Genomic DNA, 25,826 nt, shown 5'->3' on the forward strand with positions numbered 1-25,826 from the left:
ATTCAATTTGTTGTATTTAATTTTAATTTTTGTGGTTATTACTTATTCTTCTGATTCTTCTTCAGAATCATCTTCCTCTTCTACTTCTTCTTCGGTGTCATCATCGTCATCATCGTCAGCTGTACCATCATCTTCAAGAACTTCTAAATCCGGTTTAACTTTTTCAATTACAGTTCCAACTACATTACCATCCTCATCAACAATAACTTCCTCTTCCTCGTCTTTCATTACTTTGGTAACTGCAGCGATAGAATCTTTTCCTTTTAGATTAATTAATCGAACACCCTGAGTAGCACGTCCCATAACACGTAAATCCTCAATAGCCATTCTGATTGTTAATCCTGATTTATTGATAATCATTAAATCATCAGAATCTGTTACTGCGTTGATAGAGATTAATTTTCCGGTTTTTTCCGTGATATTAAGTGTTTTCACCCCTTTACCACCACGGTTTGTAATTCTGTAAACATCTTCACCATCGTCATCAACTAATTTGGTACGTTTACCATATCCATTTTCAGTTACAACTAAAATTTGCGAATCAGCAATATCATTTTTAGCCACAGTAACCATACCAATTACTTCATCTGTTTCATCTTTTAAAGAAATTCCACGAACTCCTGAAGCTGTTCTTCCCATCGGACGTGTTTTAGTTTCCTCAAAACGAACCAACTTACCAGATTTAACTGCTAAGATAATTTGGCTTTCACCATCAGTTAATTTTGCTTCAAGCAGCTCATCTCCTTCTTTAATCGTAATAGCAGCAACACCGTTTACACGAGGTTTAGAATATTTCTCTAAAGAAGTTTTCTTCACCTGTCCTTGCTTAGTTACCATTACAAGATTATGCGTATTGATATAATCTTTATCTTTTAAGTCTTGTGTACAAATGAAAGCTTTTACTTTATCATCACTTTCAATGTTTACAAGGTTCTGGATCGCTCTACCTTTTGCTGTTTTACTTCCTTCCGGAATTTCGTAAACACGCATCCAGAAACATTTTCCTTTTTGCGTAAAGAACATCATATATTGGTGGTTGGTTGCAACGAACATATGCTCAAGGAAATCCTGATCTCTTGTTCCTGCACTTTTTTGACCAACTCCTCCTCTATTCTGAGTTTTATATTCGGTAAGGTTTGTACGTTTGATATAACCTGCATGCGAAATTGTAATTACAACATTCTCATCTGCAATTAAATCTTCGATACTTACATCTCCGCCAGAATATTCAATTTGAGATCGACGATCATCACCATATTTATCACGTATCTCAGCTAATTCTTCTTTAATTAAATCAGTTCTTAAATTAACATCTGCTAATAAAGCTTTCAAATGCTCAATTAACTTCATCAATTCGTCAAATTCAGCTCTTAATTTGTCCTGCTCCAGTCCTGTTAATTGACGAAGACGCATTTCAACAATAGCACGAGCCTGAATGTCAGACAATTTAAATCTTTCGATTAATTTTTCTCTTGCCTCATCAGTGTTTTTAGAACCTCTAATCAACGCAATTACTTCATCAATATTATCAGAAGCAATAATTAAACCTTCTAAAATATGCGCTCTTTCTTCAGCTTTACGCAATTCAAATTGAGTTCTTCTAACTACTACATCATGACGGTGCTCAATAAAGTAATGAATCATATCTTTCAGATTCAACAATTGAGGACGTCCTTTTACAAGCGCAATATTATTTACACTAAAAGAAGATTGTAAAGAAGTATACTTATATAAAGTATTTAAAACTACGTTTGGCGTAGCATCACGTTTTAAGATATAAACGATACGCATACCGTTTCTATCAGACTCATCACGAATATTGGCAATACCCTCAATTTTTTTATCGTTAACTAAATCAGCCGTACGTTTGATCATTTCGGCTTTGTTAACCTGATATGGAATTTCGGTAACAATAATACATTCTCTTCCGTCAACTTCTTCAAAACCAACTTTAGCACGCATTACAATACGTCCTCTACCGGTTTTAAAAGCTTCACGAACACCTTCATAACCATATATTACACCACCAGTTGGAAAATCCGGTGCTTTAATATGAGTCATCAATTCATCAACTTCTATATCATTGTTATCTAAGTACGCTAAAGTACCATTGATAACTTCAGTTAAATTGTGTGGCGGCATATTGGTTGCCATACCAACTGCAATACCTGTTGCTCCGTTTACTAATAAAGTAGGAACTTTTGTAGGCATTACTTTTGGTTCATATAATGTATCGTCAAAGTTTAATTGAAAATCAACAGTCTCTTTTTCGATATCTGCCATAATTTCTTCAGAAATCTTACGCATTCTGGCCTCAGTATAACGCATTGCTGCTGGACTGTCACCATCAACAGACCCAAAGTTACCCTGACCATCAACTAATAAATATCGCATACTCCATTCCTGAGCCATACGTACCATTGCGTCATAAACAGAAGTATCTCCGTGCGGGTGGTACTTACCCAGAACCTCCCCTACGATTCTCGCAGATTTTTTGTGGGCAGATCTTGAAGTTACACCTAAATCATACATTCCATAAAGAACTCTTCGATGCACTGGTTTCAAGCCATCTCTAACATCCGGAAGCGCTCTTGATACAATTACTGACATCGAATAATCGATGTAAGCAGATTTCATTTCATCTTCTATGTTAATGGGAATTAACTTTTCTCCTTCAGACATAAGTTGTTATATTAAATAATTATATTAGTTTCAAAGCGTGCCAAGATACGTTTTTTTAAAATTTTTTCAGCTATTTCCTTACACTTATTTAAATGATTTATTAACAACTTTATTTTGCCTTTTAGTTAATAAATTAAGCGTTTTTTAACTCTTTTATTGTTATTTTTTTTGTCAATTAGCTGACAGTAGTTCGCGATGGGTACGGTTTTTGTTTTTCAAACTGTAATTCACTAAATTTACAATACCAATTATATATTATGGATGATAATTTTTCACCAAGAGTAAAAGATGTTATTACATACAGTAAAGAGGAAGCCCTTCGTTTAGGACACGACTTTATTGGTACTGAACATCTAATGCTGGGCATTTTAAGAGATGGTAACGGAAAAGCTATTCATATACTTAATAACCTGGCAGTCGATCTAGATCATTTACGCAGGAAAGTAGAAATACTGAGTCCAGCCAACCAGAGCGTTGAAGTAAATACCGAAAAGAAAAATCTTCATCTTACCCGACAGGCAGAAAGAGCCCTGAAGACCACTTTTCTTGAAGCAAAAGTATTTCAAAGTTCATCAATTAGCACGGCACACCTGCTTTTATGCATCTTACGAAACGAAAACGATCCAACAACCAAGCTATTGAATAAACTTAAAATAGATTATGACATAGCTAAAGAACAGTATTTAAATATGACTCCAAACGAAGAAGAATTCTTAGAAAACTTGCCAAGAAACGAATCGTACAATGACGATTCAGGACAAGATGACAGTCTTAAAGAAAGTAGTTTTAATAATCCAGCCAATAAGTCAAACAAAAAATCAAAAACTCCGGTATTAGATAATTTTGGGAGAGATTTAACAGAAATGGCCGAAGAAGGGAAACTGGATCCCGTTGTAGGACGCGAGAAAGAAATTGAACGTGTTTCACAAATTCTAAGCCGTAGAAAAAAGAACAACCCACTTCTTATTGGAGAACCGGGAGTTGGTAAATCTGCTATTGCAGAAGGTCTGGCTTTACGTATTATTCAAAAGAAAGTATCCCGTATTCTATTCAACAAACGTGTCGTAACACTTGATTTGGCCAGTTTAGTTGCCGGAACAAAATACAGAGGACAGTTTGAAGAAAGAATGAAAGCGGTAATGAATGAACTTGAAAAGAATGACGATATTATTCTTTTTATTGATGAAATTCATACTATCGTAGGTGCCGGTGGAGCAACAGGCTCTCTTGATGCTTCAAACATGTTTAAACCTGCTTTGGCAAGAGGCGAAATCCAATGTATTGGTGCTACTACTCTTGATGAGTACAGACAATATATTGAAAAAGATGGTGCTCTTGAAAGACGTTTCCAAAAAGTAATTGTTGAACCAACTTCTGTTGAAGAAACAATCGCGATTTTGAACAACGTAAAAGACAAATACGAAGATCACCACAATGTTACTTATACACAGGAAGCAATTGAAGCTTGTGTTAAATTAACAAACAGATATATGTCTGAGCGTTTCTTACCAGACAAAGCTATTGATGCTATGGATGAAGCCGGATCTCGCGTTCACATTACTAATATTGATGTTCCAAAACAAATTTTGGATTTAGAACGTCAGTTAGAAGAAGTTCGCGAAATGAAGAATATGGTAGTTAAAAAGCAAAAATATGAAGAGGCTGCCAAACTTCGCGATGACGAAAAACGTATCGAAAAAGATCTTGCTTTAGCTCAGGAACAATGGGAAGAAGACTCTAAAAACAACAGAATTGAAGTTACAGAAGATAATGTAGCCGATGTTGTTTCTATGATGACCGGAATCCCTGTTAACAGAATTGCACAAACAGAAAGCAATAAACTGGCTCAATTACCTGAATTAATTCAGAATAAAGTGATTGGTCAAAACGAAGCAGTTTTAAAAATCGCTCGTTCTATTCAACGTAACAGAGCCGGACTTAAAGATCCGAACAAACCAATTGGTTCATTTATTTTCTTAGGTCAGACTGGTGTTGGTAAAACGCAGTTAGCAAAAGTTTTAGCCAAAGAATTATTCGATTCTGAAGATGCGTTAATTCGTATTGACATGAGCGAATACATGGAGAAATTTGCCATCTCTCGTTTAGTTGGAGCGCCTCCGGGATATGTTGGTTATGAAGAAGGCGGACAATTGACAGAAAAAGTTCGTAGAAAACCATATTGTGTTGTCCTTTTAGATGAGATCGAAAAAGCGCATCCGGATGTGTTTAATATGATGCTTCAGGTGTTAGATGACGGATATTTAACAGATAGTTTAGGTCGCAAAATCGACTTTAAAAATACTATCATTATCATGACTTCTAATGTTGGTGCACGTCAGTTAAAAGACTTCGGACAAGGTGTTGGATTCGGAACTGCTGCGAAAGTAGCTCAGGCTGATGAAAACTCGAAAAGTATTATCGAAAACGCCTTGAAGAAAACCTTTGCTCCTGAATTCTTAAACAGAATTGATGATGTAATTGTATTTAACGCATTAGAGAAATCAGATATTGATTTGATTATCGAGATCGAATTGAAAAAACTATATTCTCGTATTGCTGAATTAGGATACAAATTAAGTCTTACTGATAAAGCTAAAGCTTTTATCGCTGAGAAAGGTTTTGACAGACAATTTGGAGCAAGACCACTAAAAAGAGCCATTCAGAAATACGTAGAAGATTTGTTAGCCGAAGAAATCATCACTTCAAAAATACATTCCGGTGACGAAATCATGATGGATTTAAAAGACGATTCTCAAGAACTTTCAGTAGAAATTCACAAAGCAGAAGAGCCAACAAATCAGTAAATTAATTTAAATTTATAACAGAAATAACATGTCCGTTACGTTTTCATAACATAACGGACATTTTTTTTTAAAGAAATCACTATCTTTAGTAAAAGCAAATAGCTATTTTTGAATTTAAATTCTATAATAAAAAACAATATATGCTTCAAAATAAAGTCATTTTAGGTAGCGAAGAATGGTGCGCATTTCCAGAACTAGGAATCCCGACAATCAAGGCTCGTGTCGATTCTGGTGCCAAAACTTCGGCAATGCACGCTTTAAACATAGCTCCTTTTATAAAAAATGATGCTAATTGGGTCAAATTTGACATTAATCCAATTCAGAATAATATCAAAACTATCATTCATTGCGAAGCTCCACTTGTTGATAAAAGAATTGTAAAAAGTTCGAGTGGATTTAGAGAGCACCGCTATGTAATTCAGACCAGCATTAAAATTGGCGATTCAAAATGGCCAATCGAGATGACATTGACCAATCGTGATTCAATGGGATTCAGAATGCTTTTAGGCCGTGAAGCCATGAGCGGACGTGTTTTGGTCGACCCTGAAGAAAAATACCTATTAGGTCAGCCAACTCCGGAATCACTTAAGGAATTATACAAAAACTCCGAAAAAGCCACTACAGGCTTAAGAATTGGCCTTTTAGCCAGTAATCCGGAATTATATAGCAACAAAAGAATCATGGAGGCCGGCGAAATGCGTGGTCACGAAATGCATTTCTTAAACATTAAGGAATGTTATATGAAGCTGGATGCCAAAACTCCTGAAATTCATTACAGAGGCGGAAAGATATTAAATCAGTTTGATGCCATAATTCCCAGAATCAGACCAAGTATCACATTTTATGGTTGTGCTTTAACGCGTCAGTTTGAAGCGTTGAAGGTTTTTGTTTTAAACTCTGCTACAGCCATCACACAATCTCGTGATAAATTATATTCTTTACAATTATTATTAAATAGCGGAATCGATATTCCAACAACCGGTTTTGCTAATTCTCCGCTGGATACAGACAATCTAATCAAAATGGTGGGCGGTTCGCCACTAATTGTAAAATTACTAGAAGGAACACAAGGAAAAGGCGTTGTTTTGGCCGAAACCAAAAAAGCAGCAGAAAGTGTTATCAACGCCTTCAAAAGTTTAAATGCCAATATATTAGTTCAGGAATTTATAAAAGAAGCCAACGGAAAAGACATTCGTTGTTTTGTAATTGACGGAAAAGTGGTTGCAGCAATTCAGCGTGAAGCTATGCCGGGCGAATTTAGAGCTAATATTCACCTTGGCGGAACAGCATCTGTAATCAAAGTTACCGCAGAAGAAAAAAAGATCGCCATAAAAGCCGCAAAAGCAATGGACCTGAAAGTTGCCGGAGTTGATATTATTCGCTCTTCTAAAGGACCTTTATTACTTGAGGTAAACTCTTCTCCAGGTCTTGAAGGAATCGAAGGTGCCACCAACAAAGATGTTGCCGGAGAAATGATTAAAGCGATCGAAAAGAATTTTAAACTCTAATTAAGTTCATTTAAACTTAATGCCACATAAATATTTTAGCAGCTTTGCCAGAGTTTAAAACTTTGGCAAAGCTTTTTTTATTTAACTTTAATAAACAAAAGTATAAAAATGATACAATTCCCTTATTTAGATATTATCATAAGAAGCGTTGCCGTTTATTTCTTCATGACAATTGCGCTTCGTGTTTTTGGTAAAAAAGAACTTTCGCAATTAAACACTGCCGATATCATTCTGATTTTATTAATCAGCAACTCTGTTCAAAATGCAATGGTCGGGCCAGACACAAGTCTTATTGGCGGATTAATTGCCGCATTAGTACTATTTGTAATAAATTTTGCCATCAAAAAACTAACCCGCAGATATAAAACTTTAAGCAATATATTACTTGATAAACCAGAAATCTTAATTCACAACGGGATATTAGACTTTAAAGCCCTGAGCAGACTAGACGTCTCACACGATGAATTAAAAGAAGCAGCACGCGAACACGGCATAGAACATTTAACAGACATCAAACTCGCTATGTTGGAGATTGACGGAACCATAAGCATCATTTCTGCAGATCAAAAACACCTTAAACAATCACACTACAAACGAAAACACAATCGTAAAAATCTACAGAACTTATAGTTTTCTTATTTTATTGTTATCGGGATTAATTCCTTTTATTGTTTTATTTGTTAACCCAAAAGGTTTAAGTCTATGATTTAGATTTGCTAAAATATAATCCTGTTCTTTCGGGAATTTCTCCGCAATCTTTTTATAATGTACCAAAAGTTTATCATCATTTACACCATCCAAAGCTTGTAATGCAGAGTGAATGACCCAATTATAATTATCATTTAGCCCCAGTATAAAAGTATCAATATATTCATTTTTATTCTCTAATTGTCCAAGCGAATAATAAACCTGTCTTCTTATTTCTTTATCTTCACTTAATGCAAACGGAACAATAACAGCTCCATAATCCAAGTCCATTTCTTTTAGCAAATAAGTACAAAATTGAAATGTTTCTTTATCGTTTATTCTTTCTGTATTTAGTTTTATAAATTCCAACCAATCAGAACTTCTATTTTTTGCATACCAAAACACAAATTGAAACACACACAAAACATCCTCTTTGACAAAATCAATCAAATAAGGATAAGCACGATCATAATCAAATTTTACAAGTATTTGAAGCAGCTTTTTCCTGATTTCATCTTTACCAGATTTGTATTTTTCTTCCAGAACATCTAAGATCTGTGAATCTATTTTTTGCTTTCTTAAAATTCCTGTTAAGCATTCTAATTTTGTTACTTTGTCTTCCGCAGCGTTAAACACATTCAAAATATGAATTACAGCTCCACCCAATGTATAATTGAATAAATTGGCATCAATATCCTCTGTTCCTTCTGTAATTTCATCCAGCCAGCGTTCGTACCAATCTAAAAAATTAGATTCGAAAGCAAAATAGGGTTTCTGTCTATCTACATCAACATTAACCACTTTTCCTTTAAATTCTCCATTTAAGATAAGTCCGTAGTAATACGTACAGCCTTCTGTTCCAAGAGGCAAAATCCCTGCGAAAATTTTTCCAAGTTCATCTTCAAACCCTTCATCAGAAACATCTTCATCAATTTTTTTATTAAGATCTTTCCAAAAATCATCACTCATTTCGGGATGAATTCTACAATCTTGTTTTAAAGAATTCTCCGGATTACTATAAACAAATTCATCAATATTTTTCCCAAAAGGAAATATTCCATAACCAGGACCGGCAGCAGATTCTCCATAAGACTTTCCGCCATTTCCAACATTTAACAGAAATGCCTTGTAACATTCCGGAAGAGAAATGCTGTATTCATTTTCAAAATTTAAAATTGCATCTACACTTATCGTTTCTCCTACAATGTATTCATGACTATCTGCAGCAAATACACTAAAATCACTGTCGATCTCTTTTGCTAAAAATAACTTTATTTTTATTCTTTCAATTTGGCTTAACGTTCTTTGATCGATCATAAATGGCTTTTAAATTAACATCAAATATATCACATTATAATTACTGAAAAAGATCTTTCAGAAAACAAAAAAGCCGATTTCAGTTTGAAATCGGCTTTAAAATATTTAGAAAAAATGCAATTTACATCTCACATTTTATAATAATCATTTTATTAAATAAACACGCTTAATAAGAAATAAACCAAACCTGCTAATAAAGCTGAAATTGGAATAGTCAAGATCCAAGCCCAGATTAAACTTACTGTAACTCCCCAGCGAACTGCAGATACACGTTTTGTTAATCCTACACCAATAATAGATCCTGTAATGGTATGCGTTGTACTTACCGGAATTTTTAAGTGTTCTGTAAAGTAAAGTGTTAATGCTCCTGCAGTCTCAGCTGCAACACCTTCAAACGAACTTACTTTAGTGATTTTAGATCCCATTGTTTTCACAATCTTCCATCCACCACTTAATGTTCCTGCTGCAATTGCAGAATAACATGCTAACGGAATCCAGCCTGGCATTACACCTTTAATTCCTAAATCATCATTTGGCAATACAACATCTAACCAGGAATCCATATGCACTCCAGGATTTGTATTGATATACACCGCTACAGCTGCAGCAATAATACCCATTACTTTTTGAGAATCGTTTCCTCCATGACCTAAACTGAAAGCCGCAGAAGACAGTAATTGCATCTTTTTTAGCGCTGCATCAGCCTGATGCAGATTCAAACTACTAAAGATCAAACAAAATGCACTTACTGTTAAGATGATAAAGGCTACTAAAAACCATTTAATATTGTGAGGATCAAAAGCTACACTCCAAAAATGAGAATCAAAACGCGGTTTTCCGTGTTCTAGAATTTCTTCATAAGTCACCATTTGGCTGTAAACAAACCAAACCGTTGCAAGCATTAGACCGACTGTAAATACTTTAGGCCAGATACTTTTGCGAGATGCATTTAATAACCAAATCGAAATCAAATACGACGCTAAAGCTCCTAATAACGGTGCTAAAACAATAAAAGCAATAATAATAAGAACTCCAGAAGGCATTCCTCCATCTTTTCCGGCTTTGTACCAACTTACAATTTGATACCAGTAATGTGTCGCTCCATCTTCACCAACATATCCTGAAAAACCATGAACTGCAATAGCATGCGCAACAGCTGCTCCGGCAAAACCTCCAATAAGTGTATGCGAAGAACTTGAAGGAATTCCTAACCACCAGGTTAATAAGTTCCAGCAAATTGCTGCAATAACTCCGGCAAGAATCACGACAAGGTTAATCTCCATAGTGTGCGCTGTTTTTGCAACAGTATCTGCAACACCAAATCCGAAAACCCAATAAGCAAGAAAGTTAAAGAATGCTGCCCAAAGAACGGCCTGAAAAGGCGTTAAAACCTTTGTAGCAACAACAGTCGCTATAGCATTTGCCGCATCATGAAAACCATTGATGTAATCAAAAATTAAAGCAAGTACTATAATTAATATAAGTAGCGTCATAAAATTATAACTTCAGAATGAAAGATTGAATTAAGAATGTTTTACAGAAATAGATTCCAGTATATTCGCAACACTCTTACATTTGTCTGTTGCTGATTCTAAAACAGATAACACTTCTTTATATTTAATAATATTTTTAGCGTCTGTTTCGTTTTCAAAAATTTCAAAAACTGCTTTGTTATATACATTATCAGACTTGTTTTCCAGTTTATTAATTCTGGCACAAGCATCTTTAATGATTTTAAAATTCTTTAAATTTCTTAACTCTTTTACAGCACTGTCAATATTTTGACAAGCTTCAAGGTTAATTTCTGTCATCTTTCTGATAGACTTAGTAATCTTGTCAACCTGATACAATCTCATACGGCTCGCTGCACCATGAAGGTAATCAGCAACGTTATCAATAGAAGTAATTAAGGTATGTATATCTTCTCTGTCAAATGGAGTGATAAAATTTCTGCTCAATTCAAGATTAGTCTGACGTGTAATGTCTTCTCCTTTTTGCTCTAATTCATCAATTTTTTGAAAAAGAATTTCTCTTTCTTTTAATGGAAGATTTACAGCTTCGTGTAAATTAGAAGCTAATTCAATTAAATTGCTTGAAGCCTCTTCAAAAAGTGGAAAGAATTTCTTGTCTTTCGGCACTAAAAATTGGAAAATACTGTTTATTGACATTTTTATATTTTTGATAGTGCAAAATTACTTCATTAATGTTCTATAATGTTAAGCCATTGTTAACAAATCGTTTTCAATTTGAAAACTATTCAGGAACGAAACGGTCTTCTCAATATCATAATGTAAGATTCTGTCTTCCTTAACCAAAGGCACAACTTCTCTGTAACTACTTAAGAACATTTCAATAAAATCACTTGATTTCAGAGGCTCTCTGTAAGCAATTGCCTGTGAAGCATTCATCAATTCAATTGCCAGAATACGCTCCAGATTATCCATAACACGCAACGCTTTTGTAGCGCCGTTTGCTCCCATACTTACGTGATCTTCCTGTCCGTTGCTAGAAACAATACTATCAATACTTGATGGGGTTGCCAATTGTTTGTTCTGACTTGCAATACTGGCAGCAGTATATTGAGGAATCATAAATCCTGAATTTAATCCCGGATTGTCTACCAAAAATGCCGGAAGATTACGCAAGCCTGAAATTAACTGATAGGTTCTTCTTTCAGAAATACTTCCTAATTCAGCCAAAGCAATTGCCATAAAATCTAAAGCTAACGCTAACGGCTGTCCGTGGAAATTTCCTCCTGAAATAATCTGATCTGATTCGATAAAAATATTTGGATTATCGGTAACGGAGTTAATTTCGGTTTTGAATACTTTTCTAACATAATCAATCGCGTCTTTTGATGCACCATGAACCTGAGGCATGCAACGGAAAGAATAAGGATCCTGAACGTGTTTTTTCTCTTGTTCTATAATTTGGCTTCCTTCTAAAAACTCGTTGATTCGCTGCGCAGTCACAATCTGTCCTTTATGAGGACGAATAAAATGAATTAATTCATTGAAAGGCTCAATTCTTCCATCAAAACCTTCTAAAGAAATTGTTCCAATTAAATCTGCTAAATAAGAATATTTATAAGCTTTTAATAAAATATGTGCTCCGTAAGCACTCATAAACTGTGTTCCGTTTAATAATGCCAAACCTTCTTTTGACTGCAAAACAATTGGTTCCCAGTTAAAGTGTTTTAAAACTTCACCAGCTGCCATCTTCTTTCCTTCAAAAAGCACTTCACCCTCGCCCAATAACGGCAAAGATAAATGCGCTAAAGGCGCCAAATCTCCGGAAGCTCCCAGTGAACCCTGAGTATAGATAACAGGAAGAATATCATTATTATAAAAATCGACCAAACGCTCTAACGTTACCAATTGTACACCAGAATGTCCGTAGCTTAAAGATTGTATTTTTAGCAACAGCATAAGTTTCACAATTTCGGCAGGAACTTCTTCACCAGTTCCGCAAGCATGCGATTTTACAAGATTCTCCTGAAGTTGTGATAAGTTTTCATTTGAAATCTTAACATTACAAAGTGAACCAAATCCTGTATTGATACCATAAATAGGTTCAGAATGTGATGCCATTTTTTTATCGAGATAATCACGACATTTCTGAACATTAACTTTCGCTTCTTCAGATAGTTCAAGGACTTTTTGATTAACGATAATTTCTTGTAAAGCTTCTAAACTTAAGGTTTCAGTACTTATATAATGGACTTCTTTCATATTATTTTTATTTTAAGCCATCAAAATTCAGCAAATCAATATTAAAAAGCAACATTTATTCACAATAATTAAATATTAAACAAAAGCTATTCTTCTCTTTTTTAAATTTCACAATACTAATAGTACAAAAAAGACGCTTTCAAAAATGCATTAAAAAGTAAGGATCAAAATCATAGCTTTAAAAATATAATCCTACTAAAATTGTAGACTGTAGCTGATTTTTAGTTCAATTTTTATTAAAAATCAGCTCTTTACTTCAAACAAAACCCTTAAAATCTCATCTGAAATATATCAAAACCTCAATTTAACATATTGAAATTTACCAAATACTCAATATTGATTTATTGGGATTTGAATTATTAAAATATTCGTAAAAAGGCCACAAGAATTTTTAATACTGCTTAAAATCTGTACTTTTGAAAAATCAAAATGAAAAGTAACAGCGCAAAATATCAATCTACAATGACAACTCAAACAGGAGTTGCAATTGCTGCTACCATTATTTCTACTACAACAACTACTACCCCTTAGGGGTATACATTTTACATATAATCCAGGTTATCTATACTTTTTTCTTGAAAGAAGAGAGCTAATGGATACATAAAAAACATTTACAAAGAAAAAAAGTCGCAGTTTTCAGTTTCAGTTCACAGTTGATAACCTTTGAACCTTTGTTACTCAAAATCTTTGCACCTTATTAAAAAATATCACAAAATGAAAGTATTAAAATTTGGCGGTACTTCGGTAGCCAATGCTCAAAATATAAAACTCGTTCTCGAAATTGTTAAACAAAAAGCTGAAAAAGATAAACTGGTTGTAGTTGTTTCAGCATTAAGCAAAGTAACCGATTTATTGCAGGCTGCAGCAGCAAAAGCAGCAGCAAACGATGAAAGCTTTAGAGATATTATTGCCGAAATCGAGAAAAAACACCTTGACACTTTAAAAGAGCTGATTCCTGTAAGCGAACAAAGCAGTTTGTTGAGTCATGTAAAAAGAATCATCAATCACTTAGAAACTTTATTAGACGGTTGTTTCCTTTTAGGTGAATTATCTCCAAGAACATCCGATACTATTTTAAGTTTTGGTGAATTACTTTCTTCATTTATTATTGCTAAAGCCTATCAGCAAATTAACAACGATGCCATTTATAAAGACAGTCGTGAATTAATCAAAACAAATGCTGATTTTGGAAAAGCGGTGGTAAACTTCGAAGTTTCAAATCAATTAATTAAAGATTATTTTGCTCAAAATGAAGCAAAAATCAATATTCTGCCGGGATTTATCGCTCAGACTTTAGACGGAATCACTTCGACTTTAGGCCGTGGCGGATCTGATTATACTGCGGCAATTATTGCCGGAGCAATCGATGCAGAACAACTGGAAATCTGGACTGATGTAAACGGAATGTTTACTGCAAACCCGAAAATTGTAAAACAGGCACAGCCAATTGCAAATATTTCGTATCAGGAAGCGATGGAATTGTCGCATTTTGGTGCCAAAGTATTATATCCGCCAACAATTCAGCCGGTTTTAAGAAAAAATATTCCCATTTTAATCAAAAATACTTTTGAACCGGAAGCCCAAGGAACTTTAATTTCAGACACTGTTGTATCAAAAGATACCGTTGTAAAAGGAATTAGCCATATCGATCATATTTCGCTTCTAACACTTGAAGGCCCGGGAATGATTGGAGTTGCAGGTTCATCAAGACGTTTGTTTGAAGTATTGTCTCAGGAAAAAATCAACGTAATTTTTATTACTCAGGCTTCATCTGAACATTCAATTTGTATCGGAATTTTAAATTCTGATGCTGATAATGCCGAAGCTGCGATTAACAGAGCTTTTGAAATCGAAATTTCGCAAAACAAAATCGACCCTTGTTATGTAGAAAAAGACCTTTGCATTATTGCTTTGGTGGGTGAAAACATGAAAAATCACCAGGGTTTAAGCGGAAGAATGTTCAGCACTCTGGGAAAAAACAACGTAAACATTCGTGCGATTGCTCAAGGTGCTTCTGAAAGAAACATTTCGACTGTAATTAACGAAAGAGACGTTAAAAAAGCGCTGAATACATTACACGAAAACTTCTTTGAAGAAAACACAAAACAGCTGAATCTTTTTGTAATGGGAGTTGGAAATGTGGGCGAAAAATTCATCGAACAAATTCACAACCAAAGAAAGTTTTTAAAAGATAATTTAAAGATAAATGTTCGCGTAATTGCGTTGTCAAACTCAAGAAAAATGCTTTTTGATGAAGACGGAATTTCATTAAAAGACTGGCAATCGACTCTGGACAAAGGCGAAGAAGCAATTCCAACTGAGTTTATCGCACGTGCCAGAGAACTGAATTTGCGTAACAGTATTTTCGTAGATATTACAGCAAACGCAAACGTTTCTGAAATGTATGAGAAATTCTTAAAAGAAAGTATTGCGGTTGTAACTTGTAACAAAATTGCATGTTCATCTGCTTACGACAACTATAAAAAACTAAAAAGTCTATCTCGCCAATACAACGCTCCGTTTTTGTTTGAAACGAATGTTGGTGCGGGATTACCAATTATTGATACAGTAAAAAATCTTATTGCATCTGGTGATAAAGTGCATAAAATTCAGGCGGTTTTATCGGGAAGTTTAAATTTCATTTTCAACAACTTTGATAAAGACAATTCTTTCCACGATGTGGTGAAAGAAGCCGGAGTTCAGGGATTTACAGAACCAGATCCAAAAATTGACTTAAGCGGAATCGACGTAGCTCGTAAAATCCTGATCCTAATTCGCGAAAGCGGTTACGAAATGGATATTGACGCGATTGCAAACGAATCGTTCCTGCCTGCCGAATGTTTAGCAACAACAAACAATGAAGACTTTTTTGCTTCGTTAATTAAACACGCTGCTCATTTTGAAGGCATTTATAAAGAAGCTTTAGCCAAAGATTCAAGATTGAAATACGTAGCGCAATTCGAAAACGGAAAAGCAAGCGTAGGTCTGCAATTCATCCCAAAAGATCATCCTTTTTATAATTTAGAAGGAAAAGACAATATCGTATTGTTCTACACAGATCGTTACGTAGACCAGCCTTTATTGATCAAAGGAGCCGGTGCCGGTGCAGCGGTAACAGCATCAGGAATTTTTGCTGACGTTATTCGTATTGGGAATGTTTAGCCGCTAAGGCACTAAGACGCTAAGTTTCTAAGTTTTTTTTTACTTAGTATCTTAGAATCTTAGCGCCTCAGAAACTATAAAAATAAAAACTTTGTGACTTTGTGCCTTCGTGGCAAAACCAACCAGAAATGAAAGAAATTAAACTATTTTGCCCAGCAACTATCGCCAACCTCTCCTGCGGATTTGACGTATTGGGGCTTTGCTTAGACAATGCGGGCGATGAAATGATTGTTCGAAAAGTCGATCAAAAAGGAGTTCGAATCACTAAAATTGTCGGTGCCGATTTGCCTCTTGAAACCGAAAAAAACGTTTCCGGAGTTGCGGCTTTGGCGATGTTGGAAACTTTATACGAATTAGACTTCGGATTCGAAATCGAAATTTATAAAAACATAAAAGCCGGAAGCGGTATTGGAAGCAGTGCTGCAAGTTCTGCCGGAGCGGTTTTCGGAATTAATGAATTATTAGGTAAACCTTATTCCCGTAAAGATTTGGTTCAGTTTGCTATGCAGGGCGAAAAATTAGCCAGCGGAAATGCACATGCTGACAATGTTGCTCCTGCCCTTTTAGGCGGCTTTACTTTGGTAAGAAGTTATTCGCCTCTTGACATTATCAGAATTGACAGTCCGGAAGAATTATTCGCAACGGTAGTTCATCCGCAAATTGAATTAAAGACATCCGACGCACGTTCGGTTTTAAAACAAAACGTTTCCCTAAAAAGTGCCATTATGCAATGGGGAAATGTGGGCGGATTAATCGCAGGTTTATATACCAAAGACTACGAATTAATTGGAAGATCGCTTCATGACGAAATCGTAGAGCCTTTAAGAAGTGTTTTAATTCCAGGTTTCGATCAAATCAAACAAACGGCTCTTGAAAACGGCGCTTTAGGTTCAGGAATTTCAGGTTCTGGTCCGTCGATTTTTGCTTTAAGCAGAGGAAAAGAAACCGCCGATCAAATCGCCAGAGCCATGAGCGACGTTTACGAAAAAATGAATTTACCGTATGAAATTCACGTTTCGAAGATAAACCCTGACGGTGTCCGCATCCTTTAGCACTTCGTGCGCTGTAAGCAATAGGCTTTAGGCAATAAGCTTAAAACCTTTGCGCATAATATAAAACCAAGAAAAAAATGAAAGCTAAAAGCTAAACGCATTCAGAAAAAGCCTAATGCCTAAAGCTTAAAGCTTAAAGCCATAAACAAATGAAATACTACAGTTTAAACCATAATGCCCCAAAAGTTTCTTTCAAAGAAGCTGTTATACAAGGATTAGCGAGTGATAAAGGATTATATTTCCCGGAAAACATTACCGCTTTAGATCCTTCCTTTTTTGATAAAATCGAAAGTTTAAGCCACGAAGAAATTGCTTTTGAAGCGATCAAACAATTCGTTGGCGACGAAATACCTGCAGAAAAACTAAAAGAAATCATTGCCGAAACTTTAGTTTTTGATTTCCCAGTTGTGAAAGTCGAAAACGGAATCTATTCGTTAGAATTATTTCACGGCCCTACAATGGCATTTAAAGACGTTGGAGCGCGTTTTATGTCACGTTGTTTGGGATATTTCAATAAAGATAAAAAAGACGCTAAAAATACCGTTTTAGTAGCGACTTCCGGAGATACAGGCGGAGCTGTTGCCAGCGGATTTTTAGGCGTAGACGGCGTTGATGTTGTCATTTTATATCCGTCAGGAAAAGTGAGCGATATTCAGGAAAAGCAATTGACTACTTTAGGACAAAACATTAAAGCACTTGAAGTTGACGGTGTTTTTGATGATTGCCAGGATATGGTCAAAAAAGCATTTTTAGATGAAACTTTAGCGCATAAAAACCTGACTTCTGCAAACTCTATTAATATTGCGCGCTGGTTACCGCAAATGTTTTATTTCTTCTTTGCTTACAAAGCGTTGAAGAGCCAAAACAAACCTTTAGTTTTTTCTTGTCCAAGCGGAAACTTCGGAAATATCTGTGCCGGAATTATGGCAAAGAAATTAGGTTTGCCAATTGAACATTTTGTAGCGTCTACCAACGTAAACGATACGGTGCCAAGATTCTTAGAAAACGGAAAATACGATCCAAAACCTTCTAAAGCAACAATCTCTAACGCAATGGACGTTGGAAACCCAAGCAACTTTATTAGAATTCAGGAATTGTACAACAACGACTTAAAAGCTTTCGAAAAAGACTTTTCTTCTTTTAGTTATACTGACGAAGAAACGCTTGAAGCTTTAAAGAAAATCTACAATACAGACGGTTATATTGCAGAACCGCACGGTGCTGTTGGTTATTTAGGTTTGAAAAAAGAATTGGAGAAACACCCCAATGCAATTGGTATTTTCTTAGAAACCGCTCACCCAATTAAATTCTTAGATGTGGTTGAGCCGGCACTAGGAATTACACTTCCTATTCCTGCTCAAATTGAAAGTGTTATTAATGAGGAGAAAGTAAGTACTAAGATTGGAACTTATGAGGAGTTAAAGGCTTTCTTGGGATAATCAATTTAATATATAATTATATACAAAACGACTAAGATCTATTTTAGTCGTTTTTTTTTTGAACTAATCATTTCAATACAACCTTCGCTTTCAATAGTTTGAATATAAAATTTTAAAAATTTGCAAGAAAAATACATATATTTGAAAAGCAAAAAACAAAATAAAACTTCGCTTACCTTCCTTAATTTAGATGTATATACTAAAGTTTTTTTTACATATAAACGAATTAGCAACAGCTATAACACATATACTAAAAGACATGAAAAATTACTACCTTGATAAAATTAATGTAATCATTGACGGAACTGAATCAGTAATTGAGATTGTTGCCGGTTCTGGATACGATTTAAACGTTGTGAAAAGAGTAGCAATCCGAAGAGTAAAAGAAAGATTTCCAAACTCAGAAAATTTTGCTACCATTCTAATTTCTCATGAAGAATATACTTATGAGGAATATAAAGCTGTAACTGGCTCAAATCCTGGATGGATAATTGAAAAGTAAAACATTACAAGACAAATCGTAAAAAAATATGGAGGAATTAGAAGATTTTTGGGTTTACTTACATCCTAAAGTTATAGAATTGGCAAAACCAAGATTTGATGCAGGATTTTTTGCCGATTCTATTCTTGTATGCTTAAGAGAGGCAAATGCGATTTTAAAAGCTCATGTCCTTGCAAAAAACAATCAAGAATTAGATGGGGCTCCATTAATGACAGCTGCTTTTTCTGTAAATAATCCAATAGTTCATTTAGCTGATATAAATACGGCTAATGGTAGAAATATCCAACTTGGCTATATGAAAATTTTCGAAGGCTCAATGATTGGAATAAGAAATCCTAAAGCTCATGAAAATTTGAATCCTGATAGAACCAAAACAATACATTTATTATATAATGCAAGTTTTTTATTTATAAAACTTGAAGAATCTGGAGTTAAAATAGCTGAATAGTTACAGCTACCAACAGCTGAAAAACAAATATAATTATGATTATAAAAACATTGAAAAAATCCCCTGAAAGTAATTTAAAATCTTACTATTTGGAATTCTATTTTTTGAATCCAAAAACAGAAAATCATTATAAATTACCACTAATTGTAAAAGTCGTAGACAAATTGGAAGCAATTTCTATTCAGGCAGCTATTTTAGGAGCACTATCCAAAGAAGGAATGGAAATTAAAAAAATGAGCCCAATGAAATTAATTTATTCGACAAGATTTGAAAAAACTGTACAAGAAATTTCTAATTCTCAACGAATAAATGGATTTGAAACAATTAGATTAAATTTTGAAGAAACAAAAGAAAATGATTCAAAGAATGTATTATTTCAACAACTTCGAGTTAATACAATTAAGAAACAAAAAACTCTAATTCAAAAAAATACCGAAGATATATTTACTTTAGAAATTAATAAATCAATTATTCAATAAGTACAACTGTTAACCATCGTTTGGTCCCGCTCGTTAACGCAAAGAAATTCAAAAATCAACTGGAATGGGCACGAGCGAGATGCTCGCGCTAGCAAGGGAGTTGAAGGATTTCTTAGATTAAAAAACATATACAAAGATGATTAAGCGAGTAAAAAAAAATACTCGCTTTTTTTATTGCATTACCATTAATTATTTTGAATTAATATATAAAAATATCAAGTACGGAAATCCGTAAAAATTGGCAATAAAAAATACATATATTTGAAAAGTAAGAAAACGAAATAAAGTTTCGCATATCTATCCCTATTCAGGTGTATAAACGAAAATTTGTTTCGCCTATAAACAAGTTGGTAGTAATTTTGCCGAATAACTAACAGAATTATGAAATTAAAATTACTTTTTGTATTGTTAATTCTTTTTGTAAGTTGCAAAAACAGTTCAAATTATGAAACAAATTCAGAAGATGAAAATTCTACAGAATATGTAAATGATGAAAATACAAATTATGAAGTTGCTGATGACGAAAGTGAGGATGAAAACTTATCAGAAACTAAAAATTATGATGATGGCTCATACAATGCGAGTGTAGATTATTACAATCCGAAAACTGGCTATTCCGCAACTTATGATTTGGATGTTGATGTTGAAAATGGAGAAGTTGTTAGAATTAATTTTCCTAAAGGCGGTTGGCTAGATGATGATGTTCATCCATCTGAAAGTCAAATAAATCCTGCTGAATTAAATGAAGAGGGAGAAGCCACAATGGAAGATGAAAATGGAAGAACTTTTGAAATAAAAATAGATCATTAAAAACCTTAAACAATATGAAGAAAGTATTATTCACGTTATTAATTTTAGTAATATCAGGTAAAACATTTTCTCAAACTGATGATGAATTTCAATATGTAACATCTTCTAAAAGTGGCAATGAAGTTTATATACATTTTGAAAAAGATAATTATGGGACAAAAGAATTTTGGTTGAAAATGACAGAACCTATTAAAACGACTAAAAGTAAGAGTGGAAAAATTATAAAAACTGGCGGTGGTTATACTCTTGAATATATTAAAATGAATTGTTCAGAAAAAGAATATGCATCATCTGATGCAGTAAAGTATGATAAAAATGGAAATCCAACACAACGTCCAGAATATTATGATACATACAACGAAAAAATTATTCCCAGTTCAGTTATGTCAGTTGTTTACAAATATATTTGTGAATCAGAATAAAAAACTACTGCCAACAGCTACTACAACGGATTTGGGCAATAGGCTTAATGGGAAGTTGGTTTTGTATTTGTTATGATTTGGCAAATCCGAAGAATGGGCTTAATTTAGTCCCAAACCCACTTTAGTAGCGGGACTTTCTGCAACATTTAATCAACAACATATAAATATAATGACATTATGTATCGCTTGGATTAGAAAGCTAAAAAATCACGACGAACTTGTTATCGCAACAGATAGCAGATTACGCTCATTCGGTTCATGGGATTGTGGACCTAAAATCGTAACTTTTAACAGAACAGATTGTGCTATTTGCTTTGAAGGTCATACTGAATTTGCTTATCCAATGATGTTGCAATTGCAGACAGCCGTAGCAAATTATCCAAAAGCAAATAATAGTTCACAAGATTTATATGATTTTAAAGGTTACATTTTAAAAATCCTAAATGGAATGCTGAAGTACAAGTCAGATTACGAAATTCCAGAAACATCATTTCTAATGGGTGGATATTCTTGGAAAAAAAGCAAATTTGCTCTTTGGCATATTCACTATGACAAACATTTTAAAGCTTTTACACATAGACCAATTTCTTTTTGGAAAGGAACAAAGGGAGAAATACAGGTTTCATTTTCTGGCGATTACACTTCAGATGCAAAACAACGCCTAGTTGCAATTCTTAAGAAAAAGAATAAACTCATGGAAGGAAGTTTAGACATGGAACCACTTGAAGTATTGAGAGATATGCTAAATGAAAGAGATGAACAGAAATATCCTTTAATCGGTGGTGCTCCTCAATTATTAAAGGTTTATAAACATATGAATAGAACTCCAATTGCTGTCAAATGGAAAATCGATCAAGAAGAAGTACTTTGTGTATTAGGAAGACCTCTTTTAGATTTTGAAAAAACAAGTTTTCCTTTAATAGATTTACAAACTATGAAAATAACCCGAACAGAACAATTAGGTAAATAAACGCTGCATAACAATTACTACAACGGATTTGGACAATCGACGTAATGAAAAGTTAGTTTTCTATTTGTAATGATTTTGCAAATCTGAAAATAGGTTTTAATTTAGTCCCAAACCCGCTTTAATAACTGGAGGTTAATGAAATTTTTAAGAAATACATATGAATGAATCGCCAGAATGGTATAAATTTCAAGAAGATATATGTAGTTATTTTCGAACTTTAGGTGTAAGTGCGGAAACAAATGTCACTGTTCAAGGAATAAGAACAAGCCACGATATAGATATTTTGATAAAGACTAAATTTTTAGGACAAGATGTCGTTTGGGTTATTGAAGCTAAAAAATGGAAAAGTAAAGTCAACAAATTGCAAGTTTTAGGTCTTAGAACAATTGTTGATGACATAGGAGCTGACAAAGGATTCATAATAAGCGATAAAGGTTTTCAATCTGGAGCTATAGAATCTACTTTGAAAACAAATGTGCAACTGATGACGTATACGGAGTTGAAAATCCTAACAAAAGAGCTGATCCAAAGCGAAATTATTCAAACATATAAGGATCGTTTAGTTTTACTAGAAAATAGATATTGGTCACATTCTAAAAAAATTAGACAAAAATATGGATTAAGAGGTGAAATATGGGATTATCCCGTTAATTTCTCTGGACATTCATTATTATTGACAGCTCATCTTGCAATAAACTCTGCGTTGAAAAATGAATATCCAATAGATTTACAGACACATTCACTCGAAAAGAAAGGCTTATTAATAGCTTTTAGTTTTCAAGAATTAACTAATTGGTTGAATCTAAATTTAAATTTTCTTGACGAGAAAATATTAATGGCGGAAATTGAAATGATTAAAAACGGTGACTTCGCCCCAGACCTTTTTGCACGTGAAGTAATAGAACTTCCTATAAGCTGGATAGGAAAACAAATTTCAACAAAAAAAAGTTAACCCCTGCTAGCGCGAGCATCCCGCTCGTGAACACAAAGAAATTCAAAAACCAATTGAAACGTGCACGAGCGGGACGTTCGCGCTAGCAATCGAACTATATAACAATAAAAAAGAGACCTCATCAAAGGTCTCTTCTCAATTTAATATATCTCAAAACGGTTATTTTCCATTTAATAATTTCTCCAAATACTCAACCTTATCTTTTTCAGCTTGCACCAAACGTTCGTAAAGTTCAACAACTTTATCTATAAGGATTAAAAGTACAATTGCAATTGTAATCACCTGAAGCAATTGCGCTATGATCTTGAAAAGTATTTCCAATAATATTAAAAACCGCTTCTTCCGAAAAGTTTTTAATTGCTTCCACAGAAACTCCAAGAGCTTTAGCTATCTCAATTAGTTTTTCTTCATCCACAGTTTCGCTGTTTTCAATAGCCGAAATAGTCTGCTGACTTGTCCCTAAAGCCTGTGCCAGTGCTTCCTGTTTCATATCTTTAAGCTCTCTGATACGGCTTATATTTCTGCCGATATGTTTTGGTTTTATTGCTGTACTCATAATTCAAAGATATTTAAAATTCTTAAACGAAAATAAACTTCGGTAAAAAACAAAGTTGTTTTTGTAAGATACGTTTTTCATAATTTCTATATTAGCTAGCTCGAGAGCAATTACCAATTATTAATCTTATCGTAAAATGGCTGTTTGGCAATATCTTTTAATCGTAGTTCCTGAAGATTCTATTGATAGTAATTACGAATGTATTTTTAAAAATAACAAAACAAAATTTCTACCAGAGACTGATTCTTTTTGGACAAATTTTGATGGTGACATTCCTTCAATTATTTCTGAAATAGATAAAATTATTCCAAAAGCTAATTGGGGCAATGAAACTTATTTAAACTGGAAAGGAAATGGAAATAATGATGAAGATAATGATGCTTGTATTTGTTTAAGTGATGATAAATCTAAAATTGAAAGTTTTCAATTTCGAATTGACTTAAGAAAAGCTTCCAATATTACTGACGTTTTGCAATCTATTTTAAATGTATGCAAAAAAATGAATTGGTTTTAATTGATTTAAAAGGAGAAATTTTCAAACCAAAATTAGAAGATATTTTTAAAAGTATTAAGGCTTCAAATGCAACAAGATTTCTAACAGATCCAATAAAATTTTTAGAAAACTTAAGCAAAAATAGTTCTGATGAAACATTCTCTTAGTGCCGATCGAGTACAATGCCTCCTGACTACGTACAACGTAGCGCATAAACAATTGTGCCTTAGGGAAATTAAAAATCATAATAATAGACTTAATTTAGCTACAAAACGTTCTACATTACTTTATAGAAACATCAATGAATTTTAAAAAACTAGAAAACTATATTGACGCTAAAAATTACAATCTTGACTTCGAGACAGATGGTATTGGCTGGACGTGGGGTGTAAGTTATGTGAGATTAACAGTCGGTCAAAAAAGTAAATTTGAAACTCTTGAGCACTTTCTCTTGAGCACAATAATGTCAAATAAAAACATCACATCAAGCATTAATGGAAAGTTAAATTGGATCGACAATACCGATCTAAAGGAATGGGCAAAAAATTTGAACGTTAGGCAAATTAAACCTGAAGAACTAAACCAATTTATAGTATCATCACTTCATGACATAAATGAAAATCTGAAATATTGGACAGCAGAAAACTGTATTGACATTTCTTTTCTTGATGCATCAAAAGAGTATGATAACTGTTTCCTAATTAATGAGACCATTTCACCAAGAAATCACATAAACACAACTGATGTTTACCTTACATCTGACAATGATCATTATTATTATTTTGAAGGACATTGGGAATCTTAAAAGAAAAACAATTACAATTGCTGTGCAAAGTCAGGATACTTTGTAAAGTATCATAAATAATCCTCGCGCTAGAAATTGAAAACTATTTGTAGAAAAGAAATCTAAAATCAATCCAAATGAAAAAAAATATTTTTTACGTTTTATTGCTATTTATAATAAGTTTTTCGGGTATTGCTCAACATTCTTTAAATAGAATTTGGATAACAGATAGTATTTTACCCATTCCTGAATCGGTATTATATGACAAAACAGATCAGATTTTATACACCTCTTTAATGGATGGTTCACCGGCTGAACGTGACGGAAAAGGAAGCATAGGAAAATTAACTGTCGATGGGAAAATTATTAATTTAAACTGGATATCAGGTTTAAATGCCCCAAAAGGAATGGCAAAATTCAAGAATAAGTTATTTGTAGCCGACCTTACAGAAATTGTAATTATAGATATAAAACAACAAAAAATACTAAAAAAAATAACCATTGATGGCGCCAAAATATTAAACGATGTAACTATTGATAAAAAAGGAGTCGTTTATGTGTCTGATCCAAAAGTAGGTAAGATTTTCAAACTAGAAAATGATGTTGCAACTGTTTATTTAGAAAATCTAAACAAGCCTAATGGTCTAAAATTTATCGATAATGATTTGTATTTTTTAGACAATGGATCATTATACAAAATGGATGATAAAAAGAATAAGCAACTTTTGGCAGAAGGCATGGATGAAAATACAGATGGAATTGAGCCAATAGCAGACAGTGCGTTTATTGTGAGTTGCTGGACTGGAGTTGTTTATTATGTACATAAAGATGGCTCAAAAGAAATCCTTTCGGATACCAGAAAAGAGGAATATTACTCGGCAGATATAGGACTCGACAAGGAGAAAAAAATAGTCTATGTCCCTTCTCTTTTCAAAAAAACCATAGCAGCATATTCACTTAGATAAAACAACAATAAAAATCTGTCTTTCCTTTTTAACTTATCTATTTTAGAAGCCCAATGAATAATT

Annotated in this window: 22 protein-coding genes and 1 pseudogene; 17 read left to right on the plus strand and 6 right to left on the minus strand. The window is 33.7% G+C overall.

Annotated elements, in window-relative coordinates; genetic code table 11:
• Nucleotides 1-42: 42 nt before the first annotated feature.
• Nucleotides 43-2,682 carry a DNA gyrase subunit A gene (gyrA, locus tag OLM51_RS14835; RefSeq protein WP_264551378.1) on the minus strand — a complete coding sequence of 880 codons (2,640 nt, stop codon included), beginning with the start codon at nt 2,680-2,682 and terminating at the stop codon, nt 43-45.
• Nucleotides 2,683-2,939: 257 nt separating this feature from the next.
• Between gyrA and OLM51_RS14840 the strand changes: the two genes are divergently transcribed.
• The 3 genes from OLM51_RS14840 (at nt 2,940) to OLM51_RS14850 (ending at nt 7,624) form a co-directional block, all read left to right on the plus strand.
• Nucleotides 2,940-5,486: an ATP-dependent Clp protease ATP-binding subunit gene (locus OLM51_RS14840; RefSeq protein ID WP_264551379.1), complete on the plus strand. Its 2,547-nt coding sequence runs from the start codon at nt 2,940-2,942 to the stop codon at nt 5,484-5,486.
• 140 nt (nt 5,487-5,626) lie between these two features.
• Nucleotides 5,627-6,994 (plus strand): 30S ribosomal protein S6--L-glutamate ligase, encoded by a 1,368-nt coding sequence (gene rimK, locus OLM51_RS14845; RefSeq protein ID WP_264551380.1) that lies wholly within the window; start codon nt 5,627-5,629, stop codon nt 6,992-6,994.
• Between the two features lie 108 nt (nt 6,995-7,102).
• Nucleotides 7,103-7,624 (plus strand): DUF421 domain-containing protein, encoded by a 522-nt coding sequence (locus OLM51_RS14850; RefSeq protein ID WP_264551381.1) that lies wholly within the window; start codon nt 7,103-7,105, stop codon nt 7,622-7,624.
• On the opposite strand, the gene OLM51_RS14855 is transcribed toward OLM51_RS14850, so the two are convergent.
• From OLM51_RS14855 to hutH, 4 genes are all read right to left on the minus strand, one after another.
• The gene (locus OLM51_RS14855; RefSeq protein ID WP_264551382.1) at nt 7,619-8,998 is read right to left on the minus strand and encodes an SMI1/KNR4 family protein; all 1,380 of its coding nucleotides are present in this window, start codon (nt 8,996-8,998) and stop codon (nt 7,619-7,621) included. The genes OLM51_RS14850 and OLM51_RS14855 overlap by 6 nt on opposite strands.
• Nucleotides 8,999-9,150: 152 nt before the next feature.
• Nucleotides 9,151-10,491, minus strand: coding sequence for an inorganic phosphate transporter (locus OLM51_RS14860; protein ID WP_264551383.1), 1,341 nt, complete (start codon nt 10,489-10,491; stop codon nt 9,151-9,153).
• 30 nt (nt 10,492-10,521) lie between these two features.
• Nucleotides 10,522-11,166 (minus strand): DUF47 domain-containing protein, encoded by a 645-nt coding sequence (locus OLM51_RS14865; protein WP_207296872.1) that lies wholly within the window; start codon nt 11,164-11,166, stop codon nt 10,522-10,524.
• A gap of 48 nt (nt 11,167-11,214) precedes the next feature.
• Nucleotides 11,215-12,729, minus strand: coding sequence for a histidine ammonia-lyase (gene hutH, locus OLM51_RS14870; protein ID WP_264551384.1), 1,515 nt, complete (start codon nt 12,727-12,729; stop codon nt 11,215-11,217).
• 714 nt (nt 12,730-13,443) lie between these two features.
• Here hutH and thrA point away from each other — a divergent pair.
• From thrA to OLM51_RS14920, 10 genes are all read left to right on the plus strand, one after another.
• Nucleotides 13,444-15,891: a bifunctional aspartate kinase/homoserine dehydrogenase I gene (gene thrA, locus OLM51_RS14875; RefSeq protein WP_264551385.1), complete on the plus strand. Its 2,448-nt coding sequence runs from the start codon at nt 13,444-13,446 to the stop codon at nt 15,889-15,891.
• Nucleotides 15,892-16,019: 128 nt separating this feature from the next.
• Complete coding sequence (locus tag OLM51_RS14880; protein WP_264551386.1) at nt 16,020-16,943, plus strand: homoserine kinase; 924 nt, start codon at nt 16,020-16,022, stop codon at nt 16,941-16,943.
• Nucleotides 16,944-17,092: 149 nt separating this feature from the next.
• Nucleotides 17,093-18,382: a threonine synthase gene (thrC, locus tag OLM51_RS14885; RefSeq protein ID WP_264551387.1), complete on the plus strand. Its 1,290-nt coding sequence runs from the start codon at nt 17,093-17,095 to the stop codon at nt 18,380-18,382.
• A gap of 259 nt (nt 18,383-18,641) precedes the next feature.
• A complete protein-coding gene (locus OLM51_RS14890; RefSeq protein ID WP_264551388.1) occupies nt 18,642-18,884 on the plus strand; it encodes a hypothetical protein in 243 nt (80 codons plus the stop codon).
• A 28-nt stretch (nt 18,885-18,912) separates the two neighbouring features.
• The gene (locus tag OLM51_RS14895; RefSeq protein WP_264551389.1) at nt 18,913-19,332 is read left to right on the plus strand and encodes a TIGR02391 family protein; all 420 of its coding nucleotides are present in this window, start codon (nt 18,913-18,915) and stop codon (nt 19,330-19,332) included.
• A 35-nt stretch (nt 19,333-19,367) separates the two neighbouring features.
• Nucleotides 19,368-19,811, plus strand: a complete 444-nt coding sequence (locus OLM51_RS14900; protein ID WP_264551390.1) for a hypothetical protein — start codon at nt 19,368-19,370, stop codon at nt 19,809-19,811.
• 381 nt (nt 19,812-20,192) lie between these two features.
• Nucleotides 20,193-20,621 (plus strand): hypothetical protein, encoded by a 429-nt coding sequence (locus tag OLM51_RS14905; RefSeq protein ID WP_264551391.1) that lies wholly within the window; start codon nt 20,193-20,195, stop codon nt 20,619-20,621.
• A gap of 14 nt (nt 20,622-20,635) precedes the next feature.
• Entirely contained in the window at nt 20,636-21,043 is a 408-nt protein-coding gene (locus OLM51_RS14910) for a hypothetical protein (protein WP_264551392.1), read from the plus strand.
• Between the two features lie 169 nt (nt 21,044-21,212).
• Nucleotides 21,213-22,013: a hypothetical protein gene (locus OLM51_RS14915; RefSeq protein ID WP_264551393.1), complete on the plus strand. Its 801-nt coding sequence runs from the start codon at nt 21,213-21,215 to the stop codon at nt 22,011-22,013.
• Nucleotides 22,014-22,170: 157 nt separating this feature from the next.
• The gene (locus OLM51_RS14920) at nt 22,171-22,965 is read left to right on the plus strand and encodes a restriction endonuclease (RefSeq protein ID WP_264551394.1); all 795 of its coding nucleotides are present in this window, start codon (nt 22,171-22,173) and stop codon (nt 22,963-22,965) included.
• A 159-nt stretch (nt 22,966-23,124) separates the two neighbouring features.
• Here OLM51_RS14920 and OLM51_RS14925 read toward each other — a convergent pair.
• Nucleotides 23,125-23,521: pseudogene (locus OLM51_RS14925) on the minus strand (helix-turn-helix domain-containing protein).
• Between the two features lie 136 nt (nt 23,522-23,657).
• On the opposite strand from OLM51_RS14925, the gene OLM51_RS14930 reads away from it, so the two are divergent.
• From OLM51_RS14930 to OLM51_RS14945, 4 genes are all read left to right on the plus strand, one after another.
• Nucleotides 23,658-24,035 (plus strand): hypothetical protein, encoded by a 378-nt coding sequence (locus OLM51_RS14930; protein ID WP_264551395.1) that lies wholly within the window; start codon nt 23,658-23,660, stop codon nt 24,033-24,035.
• On the plus strand, nt 24,011-24,181 hold the full coding sequence (locus OLM51_RS14935) for a hypothetical protein (RefSeq protein ID WP_264551396.1): 171 nt from the start codon (nt 24,011-24,013) through the stop codon (nt 24,179-24,181). The genes OLM51_RS14930 and OLM51_RS14935 overlap by 25 nt, the downstream gene beginning before the upstream one ends.
• A 134-nt stretch (nt 24,182-24,315) precedes the next feature.
• On the plus strand, nt 24,316-24,819 hold the full coding sequence (locus OLM51_RS14940) for a hypothetical protein (protein ID WP_264551397.1): 504 nt from the start codon (nt 24,316-24,318) through the stop codon (nt 24,817-24,819).
• A gap of 116 nt (nt 24,820-24,935) precedes the next feature.
• Nucleotides 24,936-25,763 carry a hypothetical protein gene (locus OLM51_RS14945; RefSeq protein WP_264551398.1) on the plus strand — a complete coding sequence of 276 codons (828 nt, stop codon included), beginning with the start codon at nt 24,936-24,938 and terminating at the stop codon, nt 25,761-25,763.
• Nucleotides 25,764-25,826 lie beyond the last annotated feature (63 nt).

Origin of the sequence: Flavobacterium sp. N2038, assembly GCF_025947185.1 — a bacterium.
Taxonomy (GTDB): domain Bacteria; phylum Bacteroidota; class Bacteroidia; order Flavobacteriales; family Flavobacteriaceae; genus Flavobacterium.

Excerpts from the sequence above, each read along its gene's own strand:
- OLM51_RS14945 (WP_264551398.1), top strand. The coding sequence starts at position 24,936 with ATGAAAAAAAATATTTTTTACGTTTTATTGCTATTTATAATAAGTTTT.
- OLM51_RS14920 (WP_264551394.1), top strand. The coding sequence starts at position 22,171 with ATGAATGAATCGCCAGAATGGTATAAATTTCAAGAAGATATATGTAGT.
- rimK (WP_264551380.1), top strand. The coding sequence starts at position 5,627 with ATGCTTCAAAATAAAGTCATTTTAGGTAGCGAAGAATGGTGCGCATTT.
- OLM51_RS14880 (WP_264551386.1), top strand. The coding sequence starts at position 16,020 with ATGAAAGAAATTAAACTATTTTGCCCAGCAACTATCGCCAACCTCTCC.
- OLM51_RS14915 (WP_264551393.1), top strand. The coding sequence starts at position 21,213 with ATGACATTATGTATCGCTTGGATTAGAAAGCTAAAAAATCACGACGAA.
- thrA (WP_264551385.1), top strand. The coding sequence starts at position 13,444 with ATGAAAGTATTAAAATTTGGCGGTACTTCGGTAGCCAATGCTCAAAAT.
- hutH (WP_264551384.1), bottom strand. The coding sequence starts at position 12,729 with ATGAAAGAAGTCCATTATATAAGTACTGAAACCTTAAGTTTAGAAGCT.
- OLM51_RS14940 (WP_264551397.1), top strand. The coding sequence starts at position 24,316 with ATGAATTTTAAAAAACTAGAAAACTATATTGACGCTAAAAATTACAAT.
- OLM51_RS14890 (WP_264551388.1), top strand. The coding sequence starts at position 18,642 with ATGAAAAATTACTACCTTGATAAAATTAATGTAATCATTGACGGAACT.
- OLM51_RS14865 (WP_207296872.1), bottom strand. The coding sequence starts at position 11,166 with ATGTCAATAAACAGTATTTTCCAATTTTTAGTGCCGAAAGACAAGAAA.
- OLM51_RS14910 (WP_264551392.1), top strand. The coding sequence starts at position 20,636 with ATGAAGAAAGTATTATTCACGTTATTAATTTTAGTAATATCAGGTAAA.
- OLM51_RS14850 (WP_264551381.1), top strand. The coding sequence starts at position 7,103 with ATGATACAATTCCCTTATTTAGATATTATCATAAGAAGCGTTGCCGTT.
- OLM51_RS14840 (WP_264551379.1), top strand. The coding sequence starts at position 2,940 with ATGGATGATAATTTTTCACCAAGAGTAAAAGATGTTATTACATACAGT.
- OLM51_RS14895 (WP_264551389.1), top strand. The coding sequence starts at position 18,913 with ATGGAGGAATTAGAAGATTTTTGGGTTTACTTACATCCTAAAGTTATA.
- gyrA (WP_264551378.1), bottom strand. The coding sequence starts at position 2,682 with ATGTCTGAAGGAGAAAAGTTAATTCCCATTAACATAGAAGATGAAATG.
- OLM51_RS14900 (WP_264551390.1), top strand. The coding sequence starts at position 19,368 with ATGATTATAAAAACATTGAAAAAATCCCCTGAAAGTAATTTAAAATCT.
- OLM51_RS14935 (WP_264551396.1), top strand. The coding sequence starts at position 24,011 with ATGCAAAAAAATGAATTGGTTTTAATTGATTTAAAAGGAGAAATTTTC.
- OLM51_RS14860 (WP_264551383.1), bottom strand. The coding sequence starts at position 10,491 with ATGACGCTACTTATATTAATTATAGTACTTGCTTTAATTTTTGATTAC.
- OLM51_RS14905 (WP_264551391.1), top strand. The coding sequence starts at position 20,193 with ATGAAATTAAAATTACTTTTTGTATTGTTAATTCTTTTTGTAAGTTGC.
- OLM51_RS14930 (WP_264551395.1), top strand. The coding sequence starts at position 23,658 with ATGGCTGTTTGGCAATATCTTTTAATCGTAGTTCCTGAAGATTCTATT.
- thrC (WP_264551387.1), top strand. The coding sequence starts at position 17,093 with ATGAAATACTACAGTTTAAACCATAATGCCCCAAAAGTTTCTTTCAAA.
- OLM51_RS14855 (WP_264551382.1), bottom strand. The coding sequence starts at position 8,998 with ATGATCGATCAAAGAACGTTAAGCCAAATTGAAAGAATAAAAATAAAG.